General features: G+C 71.4%; 16 protein-coding genes. 10 read left to right on the forward strand and 6 right to left on the reverse strand.

Translation table 11 applies throughout. The features are described from left to right. Positions 1-296 precede the first annotated feature (296 nt). Complete coding sequence (locus AB0389_RS32690) at positions 297-1484, reverse strand: alpha/beta hydrolase (RefSeq protein ID WP_366399164.1); 1188 nt, start codon at positions 1482-1484, stop codon at positions 297-299. Between the two features lie 591 nt (positions 1485-2075). Here AB0389_RS32690 and AB0389_RS32695 point away from each other — a divergent pair. Beyond that, positions 2076-2468 carry a peptidase inhibitor family I36 protein gene (locus AB0389_RS32695; RefSeq protein WP_366399165.1) on the forward strand — a complete coding sequence of 131 codons (393 nt, stop codon included), beginning with the start codon at positions 2076-2078 and terminating at the stop codon, positions 2466-2468. Between the two features lie 107 nt (positions 2469-2575). Here the strand turns inward: AB0389_RS32695 and aceE are convergent, their stop codons facing one another. After that, positions 2576-5308, reverse strand: a complete 2733-nt coding sequence (gene aceE, locus AB0389_RS32700) for a pyruvate dehydrogenase (acetyl-transferring), homodimeric type (RefSeq protein ID WP_366399166.1) — start codon at positions 5306-5308, stop codon at positions 2576-2578. A 407-nt stretch (positions 5309-5715) separates the two neighbouring features. Between aceE and AB0389_RS32705 the strand changes: the two genes are divergently transcribed. The 6 genes from AB0389_RS32705 (at position 5716) to AB0389_RS32730 (ending at position 10424) form a co-directional block, all read left to right on the forward strand. Next, positions 5716-6138, forward strand: a complete 423-nt coding sequence (locus tag AB0389_RS32705; protein ID WP_366399167.1) for a DUF3052 domain-containing protein — start codon at positions 5716-5718, stop codon at positions 6136-6138. Positions 6139-6332: 194 nt separating this feature from the next. After that, a complete protein-coding gene (locus AB0389_RS32710; RefSeq protein ID WP_366399168.1) occupies positions 6333-6800 on the forward strand; it encodes a peroxiredoxin in 468 nt (155 codons plus the stop codon). A gap of 183 nt (positions 6801-6983) precedes the next feature. Then, entirely contained in the window at positions 6984-7559 is a 576-nt protein-coding gene (locus AB0389_RS32715; RefSeq protein ID WP_366399169.1) for a TerD family protein, read from the forward strand. A 142-nt stretch (positions 7560-7701) separates the two neighbouring features. After that, entirely contained in the window at positions 7702-8277 is a 576-nt protein-coding gene (locus AB0389_RS32720) for a TerD family protein (RefSeq protein WP_366399170.1), read from the forward strand. 66 nt (positions 8278-8343) lie between these two features. After that, positions 8344-9483: a DUF475 domain-containing protein gene (locus AB0389_RS32725; protein WP_366399171.1), complete on the forward strand. Its 1140-nt coding sequence runs from the start codon at positions 8344-8346 to the stop codon at positions 9481-9483. A gap of 200 nt (positions 9484-9683) precedes the next feature. After that, on the forward strand, positions 9684-10424 hold the full coding sequence (locus AB0389_RS32730; protein WP_366399172.1) for a Tellurium resistance: 741 nt from the start codon (positions 9684-9686) through the stop codon (positions 10422-10424). A gap of 60 nt (positions 10425-10484) precedes the next feature. Here the strand turns inward: AB0389_RS32730 and AB0389_RS32735 are convergent, their stop codons facing one another. After that, entirely contained in the window at positions 10485-11366 is an 882-nt protein-coding gene (locus AB0389_RS32735; RefSeq protein ID WP_366399173.1) for a TerD family protein, read from the reverse strand. Between the two features lie 244 nt (positions 11367-11610). Here AB0389_RS32735 and AB0389_RS32740 point away from each other — a divergent pair, with 244 nt between their 5' ends. From AB0389_RS32740 to AB0389_RS32750, 3 genes are read left to right on the forward strand one after another with little or no spacing between them, the layout of a single operon-like run. After that, a complete protein-coding gene (locus tag AB0389_RS32740) occupies positions 11611-12825 on the forward strand; it encodes an HpcH/HpaI aldolase/citrate lyase family protein (RefSeq protein ID WP_366399174.1) in 1215 nt (404 codons plus the stop codon). Beyond that, positions 12822-15482: a phosphoribosyltransferase gene (locus AB0389_RS32745; RefSeq protein ID WP_366399175.1), complete on the forward strand. Its 2661-nt coding sequence runs from the start codon at positions 12822-12824 to the stop codon at positions 15480-15482. The genes AB0389_RS32740 and AB0389_RS32745 overlap by 4 nt, the downstream gene beginning before the upstream one ends. After that, a complete protein-coding gene (locus AB0389_RS32750) occupies positions 15479-16369 on the forward strand; it encodes an HAD family hydrolase (protein WP_366399176.1) in 891 nt (296 codons plus the stop codon). The genes AB0389_RS32745 and AB0389_RS32750 overlap by 4 nt, the downstream gene beginning before the upstream one ends. 41 nt (positions 16370-16410) lie before the next feature. On the opposite strand, the gene AB0389_RS32755 is transcribed toward AB0389_RS32750, so the two are convergent. The 3 genes from AB0389_RS32755 to AB0389_RS32765 all read right to left on the reverse strand — a co-directional run bounded on the left by AB0389_RS32755 (position 16411) and on the right by AB0389_RS32765 (position 18889). Next, complete coding sequence (locus AB0389_RS32755) at positions 16411-16644, reverse strand: zinc ribbon domain-containing protein (RefSeq protein ID WP_366399177.1); 234 nt, start codon at positions 16642-16644, stop codon at positions 16411-16413. 18 nt (positions 16645-16662) lie between these two features. Beyond that, the gene (locus tag AB0389_RS32760; protein WP_366399178.1) at positions 16663-17319 is read right to left on the reverse strand and encodes a DUF4383 domain-containing protein; all 657 of its coding nucleotides are present in this window, start codon (positions 17317-17319) and stop codon (positions 16663-16665) included. A gap of 121 nt (positions 17320-17440) precedes the next feature. After that, a complete protein-coding gene (locus tag AB0389_RS32765; protein WP_366399179.1) occupies positions 17441-18889 on the reverse strand; it encodes a hypothetical protein in 1449 nt (482 codons plus the stop codon). Positions 18890-18923: the final 34 nt, after the last annotated feature.

The raw sequence follows: 18923 nt of genomic DNA on the forward strand, positions 1-18923 counted from the left end.
GCCGCTGAACGCACCCGCGGACAGAGAACCGGCCCGCACGCGGCGTAAATCGTGCATCCGGGGATGCGCCTCCGGAGTGCCCCGGCCCCCGGCACCGGAACCAACCGGCCCACACCCACACCGCACCGCTAAGCCCACGGCCCCGCCGGGAGGCGCCCCGGCGACAACCCGCAGCTGTGCACCGGGCCCCGCCCGAACAGACCCGCACCCCCGGCCAGCGCCGCAGGCACGCACCCGCAGGCGCGCACCGCACCCGCCCAAGACCCACGGCCCCCCGCCGGGAGGCGACCCGCCACCTACCGGCGGCACCTCGTGCCACCGTCCGCGCAGCTCACCGACGCGTACGAAGCCACCCCAATGTCCGCGAAGTTGTCGAGGCTCTCGGTGCCCGGTTTGAAGTAGCCGGTGTGGCCGACCGCGTCGTGCGCCGCGACGACGCGCGCGCCGAAGTCCTTGGACACGGGGTCCGCGCCGTGGCCGAGGCCGCCGACCGCGAGGTACGGGACGTCCTGGATCCAGTCGTCGCCGTCCCGCATCGCCCAGACGCGCGCGCGGGTGTGGAGCTGGGCCGCGTTGCCGACGCGCATGCCGGGGCTGCCGGCGACGGCCACGTCGGTGACCCGGGCGGGCAGCGTGTGGGCGGCGACGCCGCAGACCACGGAGCCGTAGCTGTGGCAGAAGAGGGAGACGTGGGACTTCCCCGGGAGGGCGTCGGTGAGGGCGGTGAGCCGTACGGCGCCGCTCTCGGCGAGTTTGCCGATCGCCGCGTCCATGCCGAGGCCGGCGGGCGAGGTGTAGTCGGCCCAGGCGATGACGGCCGTACGGACGGTGGGCGCGGCGGAGCGCTCGGCGGCGTACAGCGACTCGGCCATGCCGGCCGGCGCGGTGTACCAGTTGTCGGACTTCTCGAAGGTGAGGAGGTTCGTGTCCACGCCGGGGACGACGATCGACACGCGCTGGGCGCGGTCGAGGTCGCCGAGCACCTCGGCGACGCGGCCGGTGCCCGACGGGTCGAACGAGAGGATCTGCCGCTCGCCGCCGAGCAGGGAGCCGAACCGGCGCATCCGCCGGTCGGCGACCGCCCGGCCGTCGCTCGACAGCCGGCTGTCACGGGCCCGCCGCTCCTCGACGTGGCGCGCCTGGATCAGGGCGAGCCGGTTGGCGCGGTAGCGCAGGGTGATCGGCGCGCCGTTGAGGTTGCCGACGACGAGCGGGTACGTCGCGGCGAGCCGCGCCTGCTCGGCGGCGGTGAGCGAGGCGAAGAACGCGGCGAGGACCTTGGGCGGCGCGGTGGGGGAGGGCAGGTGCCGTACGCCCGTGCGGCCCCGCTCCCACGCGCTGATGGCGACCTTCAGAGGCTCGCCGGGGCCGCGGTGGCGGGCCATGGCTGTCCATCCGGTCGTCGCCAGCATCACGAACACCACGGCGAGGGCCAGGAGGGCGCGCCATGCGCTGAGGGTGGGGGAGGAGTCGAAGGAATTCACTGCTCACCAGCGTAGGGCGAGGGCGAGGGCCTTCGCGACGAGGGTGAGTGAGATCACCCCTCGGGGAGGATTGAACCGCGGGTAACTTCACCCAACGTGGACGGCGGGTGCACGGTGCGGTGCGCCGTACCCCCTGCATCCGCGACTTTTCGGCTGACGGCCCGCCGCATTCAGAACTCACCCGAATGGCCCTGGACAAGCATCTGCGCGGGCGTGTCCGGGTGGGTCTGTGCGGGCGGGAAAGGGGACCCCGGAGGGGACCTCGGCGACAACCCGCACGTACGAGGCGACCCGCAGGTACGCACCGGGCTCAGCCCAAGACGTCCACGGCCCCTCGCCGGGAGGCGACACCGCGTTGCTGACGAAGTGGGGCGACAACGCCGCCGCGGCGGGCGGAAGGGTGCACATCTGGCGTCAGCGCCCTGCTGACCCGACGTCAACTCTCTGCCGTTCAGCGCCCCGCCGGAAGGTTCCGGCAGGGCTCTCGCCTATCAGGGTGGAGGCCGCCCCGGCCTCTTCCGGACATGAGGTGTCGCAGGTCAGGCTGGAGATGACCGAATTCGCACGACAACACACGGGGGTTGATCCGACATGCGCGGAACCACACGGACATCGAGGACCGTCACCGCGGGGGCGCTGGCCGTCGCCGCTCTGCTGCCCGCCGCCGCCACGAGCGTCGCCGAGGCCGCGCCGGGCCGGATGGGGGAGTGCGCCACGGGCGAGCTGTGCCTCTGGGAGCAGGAGGACTTCAAGGGCGTACGCCACACCCATGAGCTGTCCGACACCGACATCGACAGCTGCGTCCCGCTCCCCGCGGGCGTCACCGCCCACTCGCTGGCCAACCGGACCGGCCGGCCCGTGACCACCTACCAGTCGGCCGAGTGCGGCACGACGGGGGAGTTCGAGACCTATCCGGGCAAGGGCGGCACCTGGACACCCCGCTCGCCGTACCGCGTACGGGCGTTCAAGATCTGGGAGCGCTGAACCGGGCCGCCACGGGTCACGCGTACGGGTACGGACGGGTCACGCGTACGGGTACGGGCGGCGGCCTCCGCGGGTTCCGCCGCCCGTACCCGGCACACACCGAACGGTCAGGCGTCGCCGCCCGCCGCGCCCGGGTCGGCCGCCGCCACGTCCAGCAGCTGATAGCGGTCCACCGCCTGCTTCAGCACCGACCGGTCGACCTTGCCCTCGTCGGCCAGCTCCGTCAGCACCCCGAGCACGATCGACTGCGCGTCGATGTGGAAGAACCGGCGGGCCGCGCCCCGGGTGTCCGCGAAGCCGAAACCGTCCGCACCCAGCGACTGGTAGCGGCCCGGCACCCAGCGCGAGATCTGGTCGGGCACGGCACGCATCCAGTCCGACACCGCCACGAACGGCCCCTGCGCCCCCGAGAGCTTGCGCGTCACATACGGCACCCGCCGCTCCTCCTCCGGGTGCAGCAGATTGTGCCGCTCGACCTCGACGGCCTCCCGGCGCAGCTCGGTCCAGGAGGTCGCCGACCAGACGTCCGCCCGTACGTTCCACTCCTCGGCGAGGAGCCGCTGCGCCTCGACCGCCCACGGCACGGCGACGCCCGACGCCATGATCTGCGCCGGCACCGCGCCGGCCTCGCCCCGCTTGTAGAGGTGAATGCCCTTGAGAATGCCGTCCACGTCCACCCCGTCCGGCTCGGCGGGGTGCTGGATCGGCTCGTTGTAGACGGTGAGGTAGTAGAAGACGTCCTCGCTCGCCGGGCCGTACATCCGGCGCAGCCCGTCCTTGACGATGTGCGCGATCTCGAAGCCGTAGGCGGGGTCGTACGCGACACACGCCGGGTTGGTGGAGGCCAGCAGATGTGAGTGCCCGTCCGCGTGCTGGAGTCCCTCGCCGGTCAGGGTCGTCCGGCCGGCGGTCGCGCCCAGCACGAAGCCACGCGCCAGCTGATCGGCCATCTGCCAGAACTGGTCGCCGGTCCGCTGGAAACCGAACATGGAGTAGAAGACATAGACCGGGATCAGCGGCTCGCCGTGGGTGGCGTACGCCGAACCCGCCGCGATCAGCGAGGCCGTGCACCCCGCCTCGGAGATGCCGTCGTGCAGCAGCTGCCCGGTCGGCGACTCCTTGTAAGCGAGCAGCAGCTCGCGGTCCACCGACTCGTACTGCTGCCCCAGCGGGTTGTAGATCTTGGCGGTCGGGAAGAACGAGTCCATTCCGAAGGTGCGGTACTCGTCGGGGGCGATCAGCACGAACCGCCTGCCGATCTGCTTGTCCCGCATCAGATCCTTGAGCAGCCGTACGAAAGCCATGGTGGTGGCGATCGACTGCTGGCCGGACCCTCTGCGCACCGCCGCGTATGCCGTGTCCCCGGGCAGCTCCAGCGGCTTCGCCCGGACCACCCGGGTCGGTACGTACCCGTCCAGCGCCCGGCGCCGGTCGTGCATGTACTGGATCTCCTCCGAGTCCCGGCCGGGGTGGTAGTACGGCGGCGGGCCGTCCTCCAGCTCCTTGTCGGAGATCGGCAGGTGCAGCCGGTCCCGGAAGCCCTTCAGGTCGGCGACCGTCAGCTTCTTCATCTGGTGGGTCGCGTTGCGGCCCTCGAAGTTCGGCCCGAGCGTCCAGCCCTTGACGGTCTGCGCCAGGATCACCGTCGGCTGGCCCTGGTGCGCCTTGGCCGCCGCGTACGCCGCGTACACCTTCCGGTGGTCGTGGCCGCCGCGCCCCAGATGGAGGATCTGGTCGTCGGACATGTTCTCGACCATGGCGCGCAGCCGCTGGTCGTCGCCGAAGAAGTGCTCGCGGATATACGCGCCGGTCTCCGTGGCGTACGTCTGGAACTGACCGTCCGGCGTGGTGTTCAGCCGGTTGACCAGCACCCCGTCCCGGTCCTGGGCCAGCAGCGGGTCCCAGGAGCGGTCCCAGACCAGCTTGATCACATTCCACCCGGCGCCCCGGAACTGCGACTCCAGCTCCTGGATGATCTTGCCGTTGCCGCGCACCGGGCCGTCGAGGCGCTGGAGGTTGCAGTTGACGACGAAGGTCAGATTGTCCAGGCCCTCCCGGGCGGCGATGGACAGCTGCCCCAGCGACTCGGGCTCGTCCATCTCACCGTCGCCGAGGTACGCCCAGACGTGCGAGGCGGAGGTGTCGGCGATGCCGCGCGCCGCCATGTAGCGGTTCATCCGCGCCTGGTAGATCGCGCCGAGCGGGCCGAGGCCCATCGAGACGGTCGGGAACTCCCAGAAGTCCGGCATCAGCCGCGGATGCGGGTAGCTCGACAGGCCGTAGGGGGCCTTCGACTTCTCCTGGCGGAACGCGTCGAGCCGCTTCTCGCTCAGCCGGTCGAGCAGGAACGCGCGGGCGTAGATGCCGGGCGAGGCGTGCCCCTGGAAGAAGATCTGGTCGCCGCCGTCACCGGCGTCCTTGCCCCGGAAGAAGTGGTTGAAGCCCACGTCGTAGAGGGAGGCGGAGGAGGCGAACGTGGCGATATGGCCGCCGACCCCGATTCCCGGCCGCTGCGCGCGCGAGACCATCACGGCCGCGTTCCAGCGGGTCGCGTTGAGGATCCGGCGCTCGATCTCCTCGTTGCCGGGGAAGAACGGCTCGTCCTTGGTGGCGATGGTGTTGACGTAGTCCGTGCTGCGCATCTCGGGCACGGCGACCCGCTTCTCGCGGGCGCGCTCGATCAGCCGCAGCATCAGATAGCGGGCGCGTTCCCGGCCGCGCTCGTCGACGGCGGCGTCGAGCGAGTCGAGCCACTCCTGTGTCTCTTCGGGATCGAAGTCCGGGACCTGGCTGGGAAGGCCGCCAATGATGATCGGGTTGCGATCGGATCCGGAAGCCACTCTGTGTCCTTCGCTTTCGAGGGAGGGTCACGTCACGTACGCCGTGTCCATCGTGGACCGCCCCGGCGGACATCGTCATCTCTACCGAGAGGTAACCCACACCCGTGCCGGTTCAAATCGCAACTTTACGCCCAACCCGTCCATCTGTTCCGTTCGGTCGTCCGGGTCTGATTGACGTACCGAACCGGCATACGATGACAGAAAAGGAGGAAGTGTATGGCCTGTGTCACGGCGTGTGAGGGCGAAGTGGCAGGAGATGCCACGAAGGCGCCCGGATCGTCACCGTTTCGGCGGTCTCGGCGGCCGGGTACTTGCGCGATCCGCTCCGTCCGTGTGGACTACGGCCAATGCCCCGCGTACGCGCGCGGCCGAAGCATTTATCCGAAACATGATTCAGGAGGCAATCCGTGAGCGCGACCGCGGACCACGCGGAGGAACGGACCAACCCTGCCGCGAGGCTTGGGTTCGAACCCGGACAGGTGGTCCAGGAGATCGGTTACGACGACGACGTCGACCAGGATCTCCGCGAGGGCATTGAGTCCATCATCGGCCAGGACCTCGTCGACGAGGACTACGACGACGTCGCCGACGCCGTCGTGCTCTGGTTCCGTGACGAGGACGGCGACCTGACGGACGCGCTGGTGGACACCATCGGTCTGTTGGAGGACGGCGGCGTGATCTGGCTGCTGACTCCCAAGACGGGCCGTGACGGCTACGTCGAACCGAGCGACATCAGCGAGGCCGCCCAGACCGCCGGCCTGTCCCAGACCAAGGCCGTCAGCGTCGCCAAGGACTGGTCCGGCAGCCGACTGGTCGCGCCCAAGCGCTGACTCCGAGCGCCGCTACAGGCGCGCAGCCGCAGCCGCCCGGGACCCCCGGCCCACAGCCCGGGCCCTGGTCCCGGCCCCGGGCCCCCGCCGACCTCCGTCGGCGGGGGCCCCGTGCGTGGTCACGTGCGTAGGGTGTACGGCGACAGCGGGGCCCGCGCGGAGGGGCCCGCCGTGAGAAACGAAGGACGTGCACCATGGCGATCGAGGCCGGCAGCCCCGCCCCGGACTTCGCGCTCAAGGACAACCACGGGCGGACCGTACGGCTGTCCGACTTCCGCGCCCCCGGCGCGGCCCGCGATGTCCTGCTGCTCTTCTATCCGTTCGCCTTCACCGGCGTCTGCACCGGCGAGCTGCGCGCCCTGCGCGACGGCCTGTCCTCGTTCGTCAACGACGACACCCAGCTGCTCGCCGTCTCCAACGACTCCATCCACACCCTGCGCGTCTTCGGCGACCAGGAGGGCCTGGAGTTCCCGCTGCTCTCCGACTTCTGGCCGCACGGCGAGGTCTCGCGCGCGTACGGCGTCTTCGACGAGGAGAAGGGCTGCGCCGTGCGCGGCACCTTCGTCATCGACCGGGCCGGCATCGTGCGCTGGACGGTCGTCAACGGCCTGGCGGACGCCCGGGACCCCGACGCGTACCTCAGGGCCCTGGCGGCCCTCTGAGACCGCGTGCCGGGCCCCGCACACGCCCGTTCCGGTCCCTCCGGCGAGGAATCGGCGTTCCGGCTGTCGAAATCCTGTCGTATCGGGGAACCGGTCCATAGGATCCAGTCGTTGATCGGATGCCAACGCACCAAAGGGGCGCCCGGCTCGGTTGCCGGCCCCGAGAAACCATAGGGAGGACTCGTGGGAGTCAGCCTCAGCAAGGGCGGCAACGTCTCGCTGACCAAGGCCGCGCCCAACCTGACCGCGGTCACCGTGGGTCTGGGCTGGGACGCCCGTACGACCACCGGCAGCGACTTCGACCTCGACGCCAGCGCCCTGCTGACGAACACCGAGGGCAAGGTCGCCACCGACGGAAACTTCGTCTTCTTCAACAACCTCAAGAGCCCCGACGGCTCCGTCGAGCACACCGGTGACAACCTCACCGGTGAGGGCGAGGGCGACGACGAGGCGATCAAGGTCAATCTCGCCACGGTTCCCGCGGATGTCGACAAGATCGTCTTCCCCGTCTCGATCTACGAGGCCGAGAGCCGCCAGCAGTCCTTCGGCCAGGTCCGCAACGCGTACATCCGCGTCGTCAACCAGGCCGACAACAACGAGCTCGCGCGGTACGACCTGAGCGAGGACGCCTCGACGGAGACCGCGATGGTCTTCGGCGAGCTGTACCGCAACGGAGCCGAGTGGAAGTTCCGCGCGATCGGCCAGGGGTACGCCTCGGGTCTGCGGGGTATCGCACAGGACTTCGGCGTCAACGTCTGAGCGACGTCCGGGCGCGGCCGGATCCGGCGCCGCACCTCCCGTGCGGCGCCGGACCGCGTCCCGCCCGTCATCACCGGAGGAACAGAGCAACAGAGCCGGCCGTACGCACGGCACCACATCACCTCGGGGAGGACTCACCATCATGGGCGTCACACTCGCCAAGGGAGGCAATGTCTCCCTCTCCAAGGCCGCGCCGAACCTCACCCAGGTGCTGGTCGGGCTCGGCTGGGACGCGCGCTCCACCACCGGAGCCGACTTCGACCTCGACGCCAGCGCGCTGCTCTGCCAGAGCGGCCGGGTTCTCGGCGACGACTGGTTCGTCTTCTACAACAATCTGACCAGCCCGGACGGCTCCGTGGAGCACACCGGTGACAATCTGACCGGCGAGGGCGAGGGGGACGACGAGTCGATCATCGTCGACCTCTCCAAGGTGCCGGCCCACTGCGACAAGATCGTTTTCCCGGTGTCGATCCACGACGCCGACAATCGCGGCCAGACATTCGGCCAGGTCGCCAACGCTTTCATCCGCGTGGTCAATCAGGCCGACGGACAGGAACTCGCGCGCTACGACCTGAGCGAGGACGCCTCCACCGAAACAGCGATGATCTTCGGCGAGCTTTACCGCTACGGCGGCGAGTGGAAGTTCCGTGCAGTTGGTCAGGGGTACGCGTCCGGACTGCGCGGTATCGCCCTAGACTTCGGGGTCAACGTTTCGTAAAGCGGCGCTCTGCGAGAGCGGCGTTCTGCACGGGGGAACTCCCGTTCATCACACATGGGGTACCGAGTGATCCTGAAAACCTTCGGCTGGTCGTTCGCCATCACGGTGCTCGGCCTCGCCTTCGCGGCCTGGCAGTGGGGGTGGCAGGCGTTCGGGGTCGTGCTGATCCTGTCGGTCCTCGAAATTTCGCTGTCCTTCGACAACGCGGTGGTCAACGCCGGAATCCTGAAGAAGATGAATGCCTTCTGGCAGAAGATCTTCCTCAGCGTCGGCGTCATCATCGCGGTCTTCGGCATGCGGCTGGTGTTCCCCGTCGTCATCGTCGCGATCAGCGCCAAGGTCGGGCCCATCGACGCCGTCCAGCTGGCGATGCAGCACCCCGACCAGTACAAGAACCTGGTCACCGACGCGCACGCGGCCATCGCCTCCTTCGGCGGCATGTTCCTGCTGATGATCTTCCTGGACTTCATCTTCGAGGACCGGGACATCAAGTGGCTCGGCTGGCTGGAGCGCCCGCTGGCCAAGCTGGGCAAGGTCGACATGCTCTCGGTCTGCGTCGCGCTGATCGTCCTGCTCGTCTCGGCCATGACCTTCGCCACCGGCGCGCACGTCAGCACCGGCCACGAGGACAAGTCGGCCACCGTGCTCCTCGCCGGGGTCGCCGGGCTCATCACGTACCTCATCGTGGGCGGTCTCTCCAGCTACTTCGAGAACAAGCTGGAGGAGGACGAGGAGCAGGAGCACGAGGCGGAGGAGAAGGCCAAGGCCGAGGGCAAGCAGGTCTCCGCCGTCGGACTGGCCGGCAAGGCCGCGTTCTTCCTCTTCCTGTACCTCGAAGTCCTGGACGCGTCCTTCTCCTTCGACGGCGTGATCGGCGCCTTCGCCATCACCAACCAGATCTTCTGGATGGCGCTGGGCCTCGGCATCGGCGCGATGTACGTCCGCTCCCTCACCGTCTATCTGGTCCGCCAGGGCACCCTGGACGACTACGTCTACCTGGAGCACGGCGCGCACTACGCGATCGGTGCGCTCGCCGCGATCCTCCTCGTCACCATCGAGTACTCCATCAACGAGATCATCACCGGCCTGGTCGGCGTCGTTCTCATCGGAGCCTCCTTCTGGTCGTCCGTGCGCCGCAACAAGGCGCTGGAGGCCGAGGGCGGGGACAAGGACAAGGACGGGGACAAGACGGCGCTCCACGCCTGAGGCGGTGCGCCGGTGAGCCCTCATATGAGCCGGTCCTCCGGGGTGTGATCCGGAGGGAAAACAGGGAACGCTCTTCACGGGGCGGCCGTCAGGCGTGAGCCCACGGCCGCCCCGTCGTTCTGTGTGCGCATGTTCTCGGTGCGTACGGCGAGTTGGCGTGCTGGATGATGGCGAGTCGGACAAGAGACGGGGTGGGGGACATGGCCTTCTGGGACAACCTGTGGCAGGGACAGCGGGCATCGCAGTTCGATTCGGGCAACGCGGCGTCCAACTCCATCGAGCTGACCAAGCGGCGCCCGACGGTCTCGCTCTCCAAGCAGGGCGCGGCGACGGGCAATCTCCGCGTCAACCTCTCGTGGCAGATGCGCACGTCCGACATCGGTGAGCGGTCACGGCAGAACAACCGGCTGCTGAGCAATCCGCTGAAGCTCTTCAAGCCGGAGATCGTCCAGGGCCACACCCTGGGCGTCGTCAACGTGGACCTCGACCTGGGCTGCATGTACGAACTGACCGACGGCACCAAGGGCGTGGTCCAGCCGCTGGGCAACCTCCTCGGGGACCTCAACGGGCCGCCGTACATCAAGCTCAGCGGCGACGACCGGTTCGGCGCGTCCTCCGGCGAGACGGTCTACGTCAACCTCGACCAGCGCGAGTCGATCAAGCGGCTGCTGTTCTTCGTCTACATCTACGACCAGACGCCCGCCTTCGACCGCACCCACGCGCACATCACGCTCTATCCGAGCAACGGCCCGCGCATAGAGATCGACCTCGACGAGCAGGCGCCCCAGGCCCGTTCCTGCGCGGTGTTCTCGCTGGACAACGTCAAGGGCGAGCTGGTCATCCGCCGCGAGGTGAAGTACGTGTACGGGTTCCAGGCGGAGCTGGACCGGCTGTACGGCTGGGGCCTCCAGTGGGGGCGCGGCTACAAGACGAAGACCTGACCCCGCCCGCCGGCGCCCCGCGCCCCTGCCGCACGAACCGCCCCTACCGGATGAACCGCCCTACCGTACGAACTGCGGGCCCATCGGGGGCAGTCGGAAGCCCGGGTCGGGCGCGGGCGCGGCTGCCGCGGCCGGCTGCGGGTAGCCGTACGCGGGCCGCGGCGCCGACACCGGCTGCGGATAGCCGTACGGCGGCGGGGCGGCGGGCAGCGGGGGCTGCGGATAGCCGTACGCGGGGCCCCCGGCCGGCGGTGCGGCCGGCGGCGGGATCGTCGGAATCAGCGCGGTCTCCTCGTCGTCGGCCGGCGCACCGGCGAAGGCGCCGGGGGAGGGGGCCGGCGCGGGCCGGTCCGCGCCGGCGTCTGCCGACGGGTCGGCGCTCGCCTCCGCGTCCTCCTCCGAGTCGTCCACCGAGATACCGAACGCGGTGGCCAGACCGACCAGTCCGGTCGGATAGCCCTGCCCCACGGCCCGGAACTTCCAGCCGTCCCCGCGCCGGTACAGCTCGCCGCAGATGATCGCGGTCTCCTCGCCGGTCTCCGGCCGTACGTCGAAGGCGGCCAGCGGCTCACCGTCGGGCGAGCCCGCGTCGTACAGCAGGATCCGCAGGTCCTCCACGTGCTGGAAGCTCGCGCCGTCCGAGGAGGCCGCCAGCACCACCTGCTCGACCGACGGGTCGAGCCCGACCAGATCCGCCTCGACGCTGTCCGTCAGGGCCTCGCCGACCTGCTTCTTCGGCAGCCGGCGCACCAGCCCCGAGGGATGCCGGGGCTGGTTGTAGAAGATGAAGTCCTCGTCGGAGCGCACCCGGCCGCCGGGCCCGAGCAGCAGGGCGGACGCGTCCACGTCGGGCACCCCCGGCCCGGGCGACCAGTGCAGTACGGCGCGTACGGCCATGGCGTCGAGGGGGACGTTCGAGCCCTTGAGCATCGCGTGCGTCATAGCCGACATCCTGCCTTCCCGGCCCCCGTGCGGACAACGCGGGGCAGGGGACAGACGCGTCGGCACGGGGCGGCGGGGCGCCGCTGACACGTACCGGTATCGCGTATTCCGCACCAATGGCGCGGCGTGATGTGGACGAGTTACCGGGAATTCATCCACCTGGGGAACTCTTGACACTTGCCCGTACGTACTATTACCGGCCACCTGACCGAACGGGCCATAGCGGCAGTACAGGGGATTCACCATGCGTCACTTCGGGCATATCCCGCCCACTGCCCGGAAGGGCCTGTTCCACCAGGAGCCGAGCGAGTTCACCGCCGACTCTCCCGCCGCGCTGCTCTCCGTCGCCCTCGGGGCAACGCTCTACAGCCCCGCGACCCGGCCCCGGCTCGCGGACGACGTGGTGAAACAGACCGGCCGGGGCGTTGTCTCCATGGTGCTCTGCCTGGAGGACTCCATTCACGACGACGAGGTCGAGGCCGCCGAGGAGAACCTCGTCCGGCAATTCGCCGACCTCGCGGAACGCACCGAGAGCGGTGCCGTCGGCGGGACCGGCGGCGGGACCGGTGCCGGCGCGGGCCCCGGCACCCCGCTGCTCTTCATCCGCGTCCGCGAACCCGAGCAGATCACCGACCTGGTGCACCGGCTCGGCCCGACGGTCCGGCTGCTCTCCGGATTCGTCCTGCCCAAGTTCACCGAGGTGCGCGGCATCCCCTTCCTGGAGGCCCTCGCCGACGCCGAGCGCGCCTGCGGACGCACGCTGTACGCGATGCCGGTGCTCGAATCCCCCGAGCTGCTGCACCTGGAGACCAGGACCGAGACCCTCGCGGGCATCGCCGGCGCCGTCGACAAACACCGCGACCGCGTACTCGCGCTGCGCCTGGGCGTCACCGACTTCTGCTCGGCGTACGGCCTGCGCCGCTCGCCCGACATGACGGCGTACGACGTACGGATCGTGGCCGGGGTCATCGCGGACGTGGTGAACGTGCTGGGGCGCGCCGACGGCTCCGGCTTCACGATCACCGGCCCGGTCTGGGAGTACTTCCGCCTCCAGGAACGCATGTTCAAGCCCCAGCTGCGCCGCAGCCCCTTCCTGGAGGGTCGCGCCGAGGAGCTCCGCGCGACCCTGATCGAGCACGATCTCGACGGACTGCTCCGCGAGATCGCGCTCGACCGGGCCAACGGCCTCCTCGGCAAGACCTGTATCCACCCCTCCCACGTGCCGCCCGTCCACGCGCTGTCGGTGGTCAGCCACGAGGAGTTCAGCGACGCCCAGGACATCCTGAGGCCCGAACGGGACGGCGGCGGAGTGCTGCGCTCGGCGTACACGAACAAGATGAACGAGGTGAAGCCGCACCGCGCCTGGGCGGAGCGGACCCTGCGGCGGGCCGAGGTCTTCGGCGTCGCGCGCGAGGACATCGGCTTCGTGGAGCTGCTCGCCGCGGGACTCGCCGCGTGACCGGGCGGGGCGGCGCGCCGGTGTGGTCCGGTACGTGGGTCGCCGACCGGCTGGGCGTCGAACTGGCCGGAAGCGCCGGAAGCGCCGGGAGCGCCGGAAGCGCCGGGGGTACGGGGAGCACCGGGGGTGAGGGAGGCGCCGGGGGTACCGTTACGGACGAGCTGCGGGGCCTGCTGGGTCTCGCGCTGCGCCGCAACCCCAAGCGCGCGCATCTGCTTGTCTCGAATGTGCTGGGCAAGCATGTGCCCCAGCGCCCCGAGGTCGTATACGGCACCGGGCTCCGCCTCGGCGAGCGCGTACGGCGGCTGCTCGGCGCCGACGTGGCGCGCGCGGTGGTCCTCGGCTACGCGGAGACCGCGACCGGCCTCGGCCACGCGGTCGCCGACGGCATCCGCCACGCCCCGTATCTGCACTCGACGCGCCGCCCGGTGCCGGGGGTCGCGCGGGCGGGCGGCTTCGAGGAGTCGCACTCGCACGCCACCTCGCATCTGCTGCTGCCGTCGGACCCCGGGCTGCTCGCCACGGACGGGCCGCTGGTCCTCGTCGACGACGAGTTCTCCACGGGCAACACCGTGCTCAACACGGTCCGCGCGCTGCACGGGCGCTATCCGCGCGGGTGGTACGTGATCGTCGCGCTGGTCGACATGCGCTCGGCGGCCGATCAGGGGCGGCTCGCGGAGTTCGCCCGGGAGATCGGGGCGCGGGTCGATCTGGTGACGCTGGCCTCCGGGACGGTACGGCTGCCGGAGGGCGTACTGGCGAAGGGCCAGGCGCTGGTGGCGGAGTACGAGGCACGGGCCGCGCGGGCCGGCGGGGGCGCCGGCGGTGGCGAGGACGGCGCCGGTGGTGGCGGAGGCGAGGCAGGCGCCGGAGCCGGTGCCGTGTCCCGGGTCGTGCTCGACTGGCCGGCCGGGGTCCCCGACGGCGGCCGGCACGGCTTCACGCCCGCCCACCGGGCCCGGCTGGAGGCCGCCCTGCCCGCGATGGCGACCGCCGTCGCCGCAGGGCTGGGCGAGGGCGTCCGGCGCGTGCTCGTCCTGGGCTTCGAGGAGCTGATGTACGCGCCACTGCGGCTGGCCGGGGCCCTGGAGCGACGGGCGGCCGAGAGCGGCGAAGGCGAGACCGAGGTGCGGTTCTCGACCACGACCCGGTCACCCGTCCTCGCCGTGGACGACCCCGGTTACGCGATCCGCACCCGGCTCGTCTTCCCCGCGCACGACACGGCCGCCCTCGCCGAGGAGGACCGGAGCGGCGACCGGTACGCGTACAACGTGGCGGGCGGCGGCTTCGACGCCGTCGTCGCGGTCGTCGACTCCCTCGGCGACACCCCCGAACTCCACGCCCCCGGCGGCCTGCTGGATCGGCTGGCGGCGCACGTCCCGCGCGTGGTGCTGGCCACGATCCCCGCGTACGTACCCCCGGCGCACGTACCCCAGGCTCCCGTGCCCCCCGCACCCGTACCTCCCGCACACGCGCTTCCCGCACACGCGCTTCCCGAACGGCAGGAACCCCCCATGCTGCCCGAGCCCCTCCGCGGCCCCGCCTTCTCCTCCTACGCGCCCGACGACGTCGGCTGGCTCCTCCAGGACCTCTCCGACGTGGAGCTGGAGGCCCCCACCGAGGAGCGCGAGGAGGCGATACAGAACGGCGGCGCGCACTACGCGGAGTCGCTCCCCGTCGAGTACCAGCCCAGCGAGCGGTACCAGCGGCTCTTCACCGCCGCCCTCGACACCTCGGCGGCCCGGGTCGCGCGCGCCGTCGGCACCGTCACCGAGACGGTCCTCGCCGAACGGTCGCCGCGCCCCGTCCTGGTGTCGCTCGCCCGCGCCGGTACGCCCGTCGGCGTCCTGATGCGCCACTGGGCCCAGCACCGCCACGGCCTCGACCTGCCCCACTACGCCGTCTCCATCGTGCGCGGCCGGGGCATCGACGCCAACGCGCTGCGCTGGCTCGCGGCCCACCACGACCCCGCCGACGTCGTCTTCGTCGACGGCTGGACCGGCAAGGGCGCCATCACCCGCGAACTGGCCGAGGCGCTCGCCGAGTTCGACGGGTTCAACCCGGAGATCGCCGTCCTCGCGGACCCGGGCGGCTGCGTACGGACGTACGGCACCCGGGAGGACTTCCTCATCCCGTCCGCCTGCCTCAACTCGACGGTCTCCGGGCTGATCTCCCGTACGGTGCTCCGCGCCGACCTGGTGGGCCCCGACGACTTCCACGGCGCCAAGTACTACCGCGAGCTGGCCGGCGCCGATGTCTCCGGGAGCTTCCTGGAGACCGTCGAGGCCCGTTTCGACGAGGTCGCGGACGCCGTGGACCTTGAGGTCAAGGAGCTGCTCGCGGCGGACCGCGCCCCCACCTGGGAGGGCTGGGCGGCCGTCGAGCGGATCAGCGAGGAGTACGGCATCCACGACGTGAACCTCGTCAAGCCGGGCGTCGGCGAGACCACCCGGGTGCTGCTGCGCCGCGTCCCCTGGAAGATCCTCGCGCGGCGCGGCGCGGGCGCCGACCTCGACCACGTCCGGCTGCTGGCCGAGCAGCGCGGCGTACCGGTGGAGGAGGCCGACGGCCTCCCGTACACCTGCGTCGGGCTGATCCACCCCCGGTACACGCGCGGCGCGACGGGCGCGGACGGCACGGCGGTGACCGTCGCATGACCACTGCCACTGCCGCCGCCGGTGCGACGGCCGCCGCCGGTGCCGCCGCTCCGGTCCTGGTCGCCAGCGACCTCGACCGGACACTCATCTACTCGGCCGGCGCGCTCGCGCTCACCGGGCCGGACGCGGAGGCGCCCCGGCTGCTCTGCGTCGAGGTGTACGAGCAGCGGCCCCTGTCGTATCTGACGGAGACGGCGGCGGAGCTGCTCGGCAGGCTGGCCCGCGCGGCCGTCTTCGTACCGGCGACCACCCGGACCCGGGAGCAGTACGGCCGCATCCGACTGCCCGGTCCGGAGCCGGAGTTCGCGATCTGCGCCAACGGCGGGCACCTGCTGGTCGACGGGGTGTCCGACCCGGCGTGGCGGGCGGCCGTGGCGGAGCGGCTGGCGGCCGGGTGCGCGCCGCTGGCCGAGGTCAGGGCGCGGCTGCTGGCCACCGCCGACCCCGCGTGGCTGCTCAAGGAGCGGACCGCCGAGGATCTCTTCGCGTATCTCGTCGTCGACCGCGAGCGGCTGCCCGGGGACTGGGTGGCGGAGCTGGCCGGGTGGGCGGGCGAGCGGGGCTGGACGGTCTCGCTCCAGGGCCGCAAGATCTACGCCGTACCGCGCCCGCTCACCAAGAGCGCGGCGATGCGCGAGGTGGCCCGCAGGACCGGCGCGGAGCTGACGCTCGCCGCCGGTGACTCGCTGCTCGACGCCGATCTGCTGCTGGCGGCGGACCGGGGGTGGCGGCCCGGCCACGGTGAGCTGGCGGACGGCGGCTGGAGCGCCCCGCGGGTGACGGCGCTGGAGGAGAAGGGTGTGACGGCGGGGGAGGAGATCCTGCGGCGCATGGTCGCGATCGCGGAGGATCCGAGCGCCGCGGGCGGTGCGGGTACGGCCGCCTGACCGTCCCGCCGGGCCGCCGTACGTGTCGGGCCGCTGACCGGTCAGCCGCAGCAGCCACCCCCGCAGCAGCCGCCCCCGCCACCACCGGCGGCCGGGGCGGGGGCACCGGCGCCGCCGGAGCCCTTCGCGCTGCCGCCGACGGCGACGGTCGAGAGCAGTTTCACGGTGTCGTCGTGCCCCTCGGGGCATGCGGCGGGGGCCGAGGACTCGGCCATCGGCCGGGTCAGTTCGAAGGTGTCACCACAGGACCGGCAGCGGTATTCGTAGCGAGGCATGAGGCTCAGGCTAGTGCCTCAGCCGACGGGCAGTTGGCGATGGCCGCCCTCGCGGGCACGCTGCTCGCGCCCGGACGCCTCGCGTTCGGCGGCCTCGGGGTGGCGGGCGCGCCAGTACGGGTTGTTGTGCGGGAGGGTCGCGCTCACCCGCCCGAACATGCCGAAGAACATCAGCAGCACCCCGACCACGAAGCTGAACAGCACGTTCTGGATGTGGAAGGCGAGGAAGTTGTAACTGGTGTCCAGCAGCGCCAGATTGACGAATCCGCTGGCGATGAAGAGGATCCCGAAGACCATGTTCAGCGTCGATGCGGTGTTGCCGCCGATCACCATCCCGATCAGGAGCACCAGCCCGACACAGATCGACAGCACGCTCAACGTGCCGTTCGAGTTCAGGCCCGCGACCTCGTGGCCGCCGGTACCGAAGAAACCGATCTTGTCGACCAGCCCGAGGATGCCGAAGACGATCAGGAAGATCCCCATCAGTCCGGCGCCGACGCGGTAGATCTGGTTGAGCCGGTGGTCGAGGGGGAGCTGCGAGTCGAGCCGCACCCGCCGCCGGTGCCAGCGCGCGCGGCGCGGGCTCTGGCGGGGCTCGTGGTGCAGGAGGTGGTACTGGGGATAGGGGGACCGGTCGGGCCGTGCGGCTGCCGGAGGTGTCACGGGGGTGGCCATGGGCGGGCCTCCTTGGGACGGGAGTGGTGCACCGGCCTGGTTGTGCCATGTGTCGTGTCGTACTTCGTGTCGTACTTCCCCTTGTCGTTCCAGCATCAGCCCGCCGGGGCCACGGGACAACTCAGGCCCCCGTGCCCCGCTCCTCGCGGATCTCCGAGACGACCCGCGCGGCGGTGTTCCGTACCGCCTCCGTCTCGGTCAGGAACTGCCAGTAGTCGGGGTGGCGGCCCTCCAGCGCGGCCACCGCCCGGTCCAGCCTGGCCACGGAGTCGTCCAGCGGGCGGGCGTGCCGGGGGTCCGGGGTGTGCCGGCCGGTCATGGCCAGCCGCTGGGCGTCCCTGACCGCGAAGCGCGTACGGTCGATCTCCTGCTGCGGGTCCTTCGCCACGGCGTTCAGCCGGCGCAGCCGGTCACCGGCGGCCGACACCGCCTCGTCCGTACCGTTCAGCAGCGCGCGGGCCGTGCCGAGCCGCGATGTCGCGTCGGCCCAGCGCTGCTCCGCGCGCGCCTCTGCGGCCTCCTTGAGCTTCTCCTCCGCCTGCCGGACGCTGGTCGCCGCCTGTTCCGGAACGTGCTGGAGGTCCTGCCAGCAGGCGGCGGCGAAGCGGCGGCGCAGCTCGCTCAGGACCGGGTCGACGGTGCCGGCGCGGGTCGTCAGGGCCTGGGCGCGGGTACGCAGCGACACCAGCCGCCGGTCGATCTCCTGGGCGCGCTCGGGCAGCCGTGACGCTTCCTCCCGTACGGCGTCGGCGGAGTGCAGCACCTGCTCCGCGCGCCGGATGGTCTCCGGCACGCCGTGCCGGCCCGCGCCCTGGTTGAGCTTGGTCAGCTCGGGGGCGAGGGCCGCGAGCCGGGCGGCGAGATCGTCCGCCCGCAGTCCGGAGCCGCGCACCGCGTCGAGCGCGTTGCTCGCGGCGAGGAGCGCCTGCCGCGCCCGCTCGACGGCGGGGGCGAGCCGCGCCAGCTGGGTCTCGGCCTTGTCGAGGAGCGGGGTGAGCCCCTGCCCGAACCGGTCGAGTTCGGTCTTGACGCGGGTCAGCTCGTCCTTGGCCTTCGTCAGCTCGTCGCGCGCCTTGGACGCGACCGACGGCTCCAGGTCGTCGCGGTCGAGGTCGTGCGCGTCCACGGCCTCGATGTAGGTGTGGCTGGCCGCGTCGATCCGCTCGCCGAGCGCCGCGAAGCCTTCGGCGGCGCGCCGGGCGGCGGGCGAATTGTCCACCGCGGTGATCGTCTCCATCGAGATCCGCAGATCGCGCTGGGCGGTGTCCAGCTCGTAGAAGGCGGCGGCAGCCGCGTCCTTCGCGGCCTGCGCGTCGGCCCGCAGACTCTCCCCGCGCCCGCCGAACCAGCGCCGGGTGCCACCACCGGCGAAGGCCGCGGGCGAGGCGGCGACCAGCAGGGGGACGGGGAGCAGCAGGAGCGCGAGGACATCGGCGAGGGCACCGCGCGTACGGACGTCACCGGCCTCGCGCGCGGTCCCGGTGACGGCGTCCGCACGCGCTCGTGCCGCGCCCTCCGCCGTGGCTCTCGCTCCTGCGTGCGGCTGCGCGTGCGCGTGTGTCGCCGTCACATCCCTCTCCCGTGCCGATCGCCATGGCCTGGTT

This window comes from Streptomyces sp. NPDC093109 (assembly GCF_040701725.1).
Lineage (GTDB): Bacteria > Actinomycetota > Actinomycetes > Streptomycetales > Streptomycetaceae > Streptomyces.

Bases quoted from the DNA above. Each gene is read 5' to 3' on its own strand.
- AB0389_RS32750 (WP_366399176.1), top strand. From the start codon at position 15,479: ATGACCACTGCCACTGCCGCCGCCGGTGCGACGGCCGCCGCCGGTGCC.
- AB0389_RS32720 (WP_366399170.1), top strand. From the start codon at position 7,702: ATGGGCGTCACACTCGCCAAGGGAGGCAATGTCTCCCTCTCCAAGGCC.
- AB0389_RS32710 (WP_366399168.1), top strand. From the start codon at position 6,333: ATGGCGATCGAGGCCGGCAGCCCCGCCCCGGACTTCGCGCTCAAGGAC.
- AB0389_RS32755 (WP_366399177.1), bottom strand. From the start codon at position 16,644: ATGCCTCGCTACGAATACCGCTGCCGGTCCTGTGGTGACACCTTCGAA.
- AB0389_RS32695 (WP_366399165.1), top strand. From the start codon at position 2,076: ATGCGCGGAACCACACGGACATCGAGGACCGTCACCGCGGGGGCGCTG.
- AB0389_RS32730 (WP_366399172.1), top strand. From the start codon at position 9,684: ATGGCCTTCTGGGACAACCTGTGGCAGGGACAGCGGGCATCGCAGTTC.
- AB0389_RS32740 (WP_366399174.1), top strand. From the start codon at position 11,611: ATGCGTCACTTCGGGCATATCCCGCCCACTGCCCGGAAGGGCCTGTTC.
- AB0389_RS32760 (WP_366399178.1), bottom strand. From the start codon at position 17,319: ATGGCCACCCCCGTGACACCTCCGGCAGCCGCACGGCCCGACCGGTCC.
- AB0389_RS32735 (WP_366399173.1), bottom strand. From the start codon at position 11,366: ATGACGCACGCGATGCTCAAGGGCTCGAACGTCCCCCTCGACGCCATG.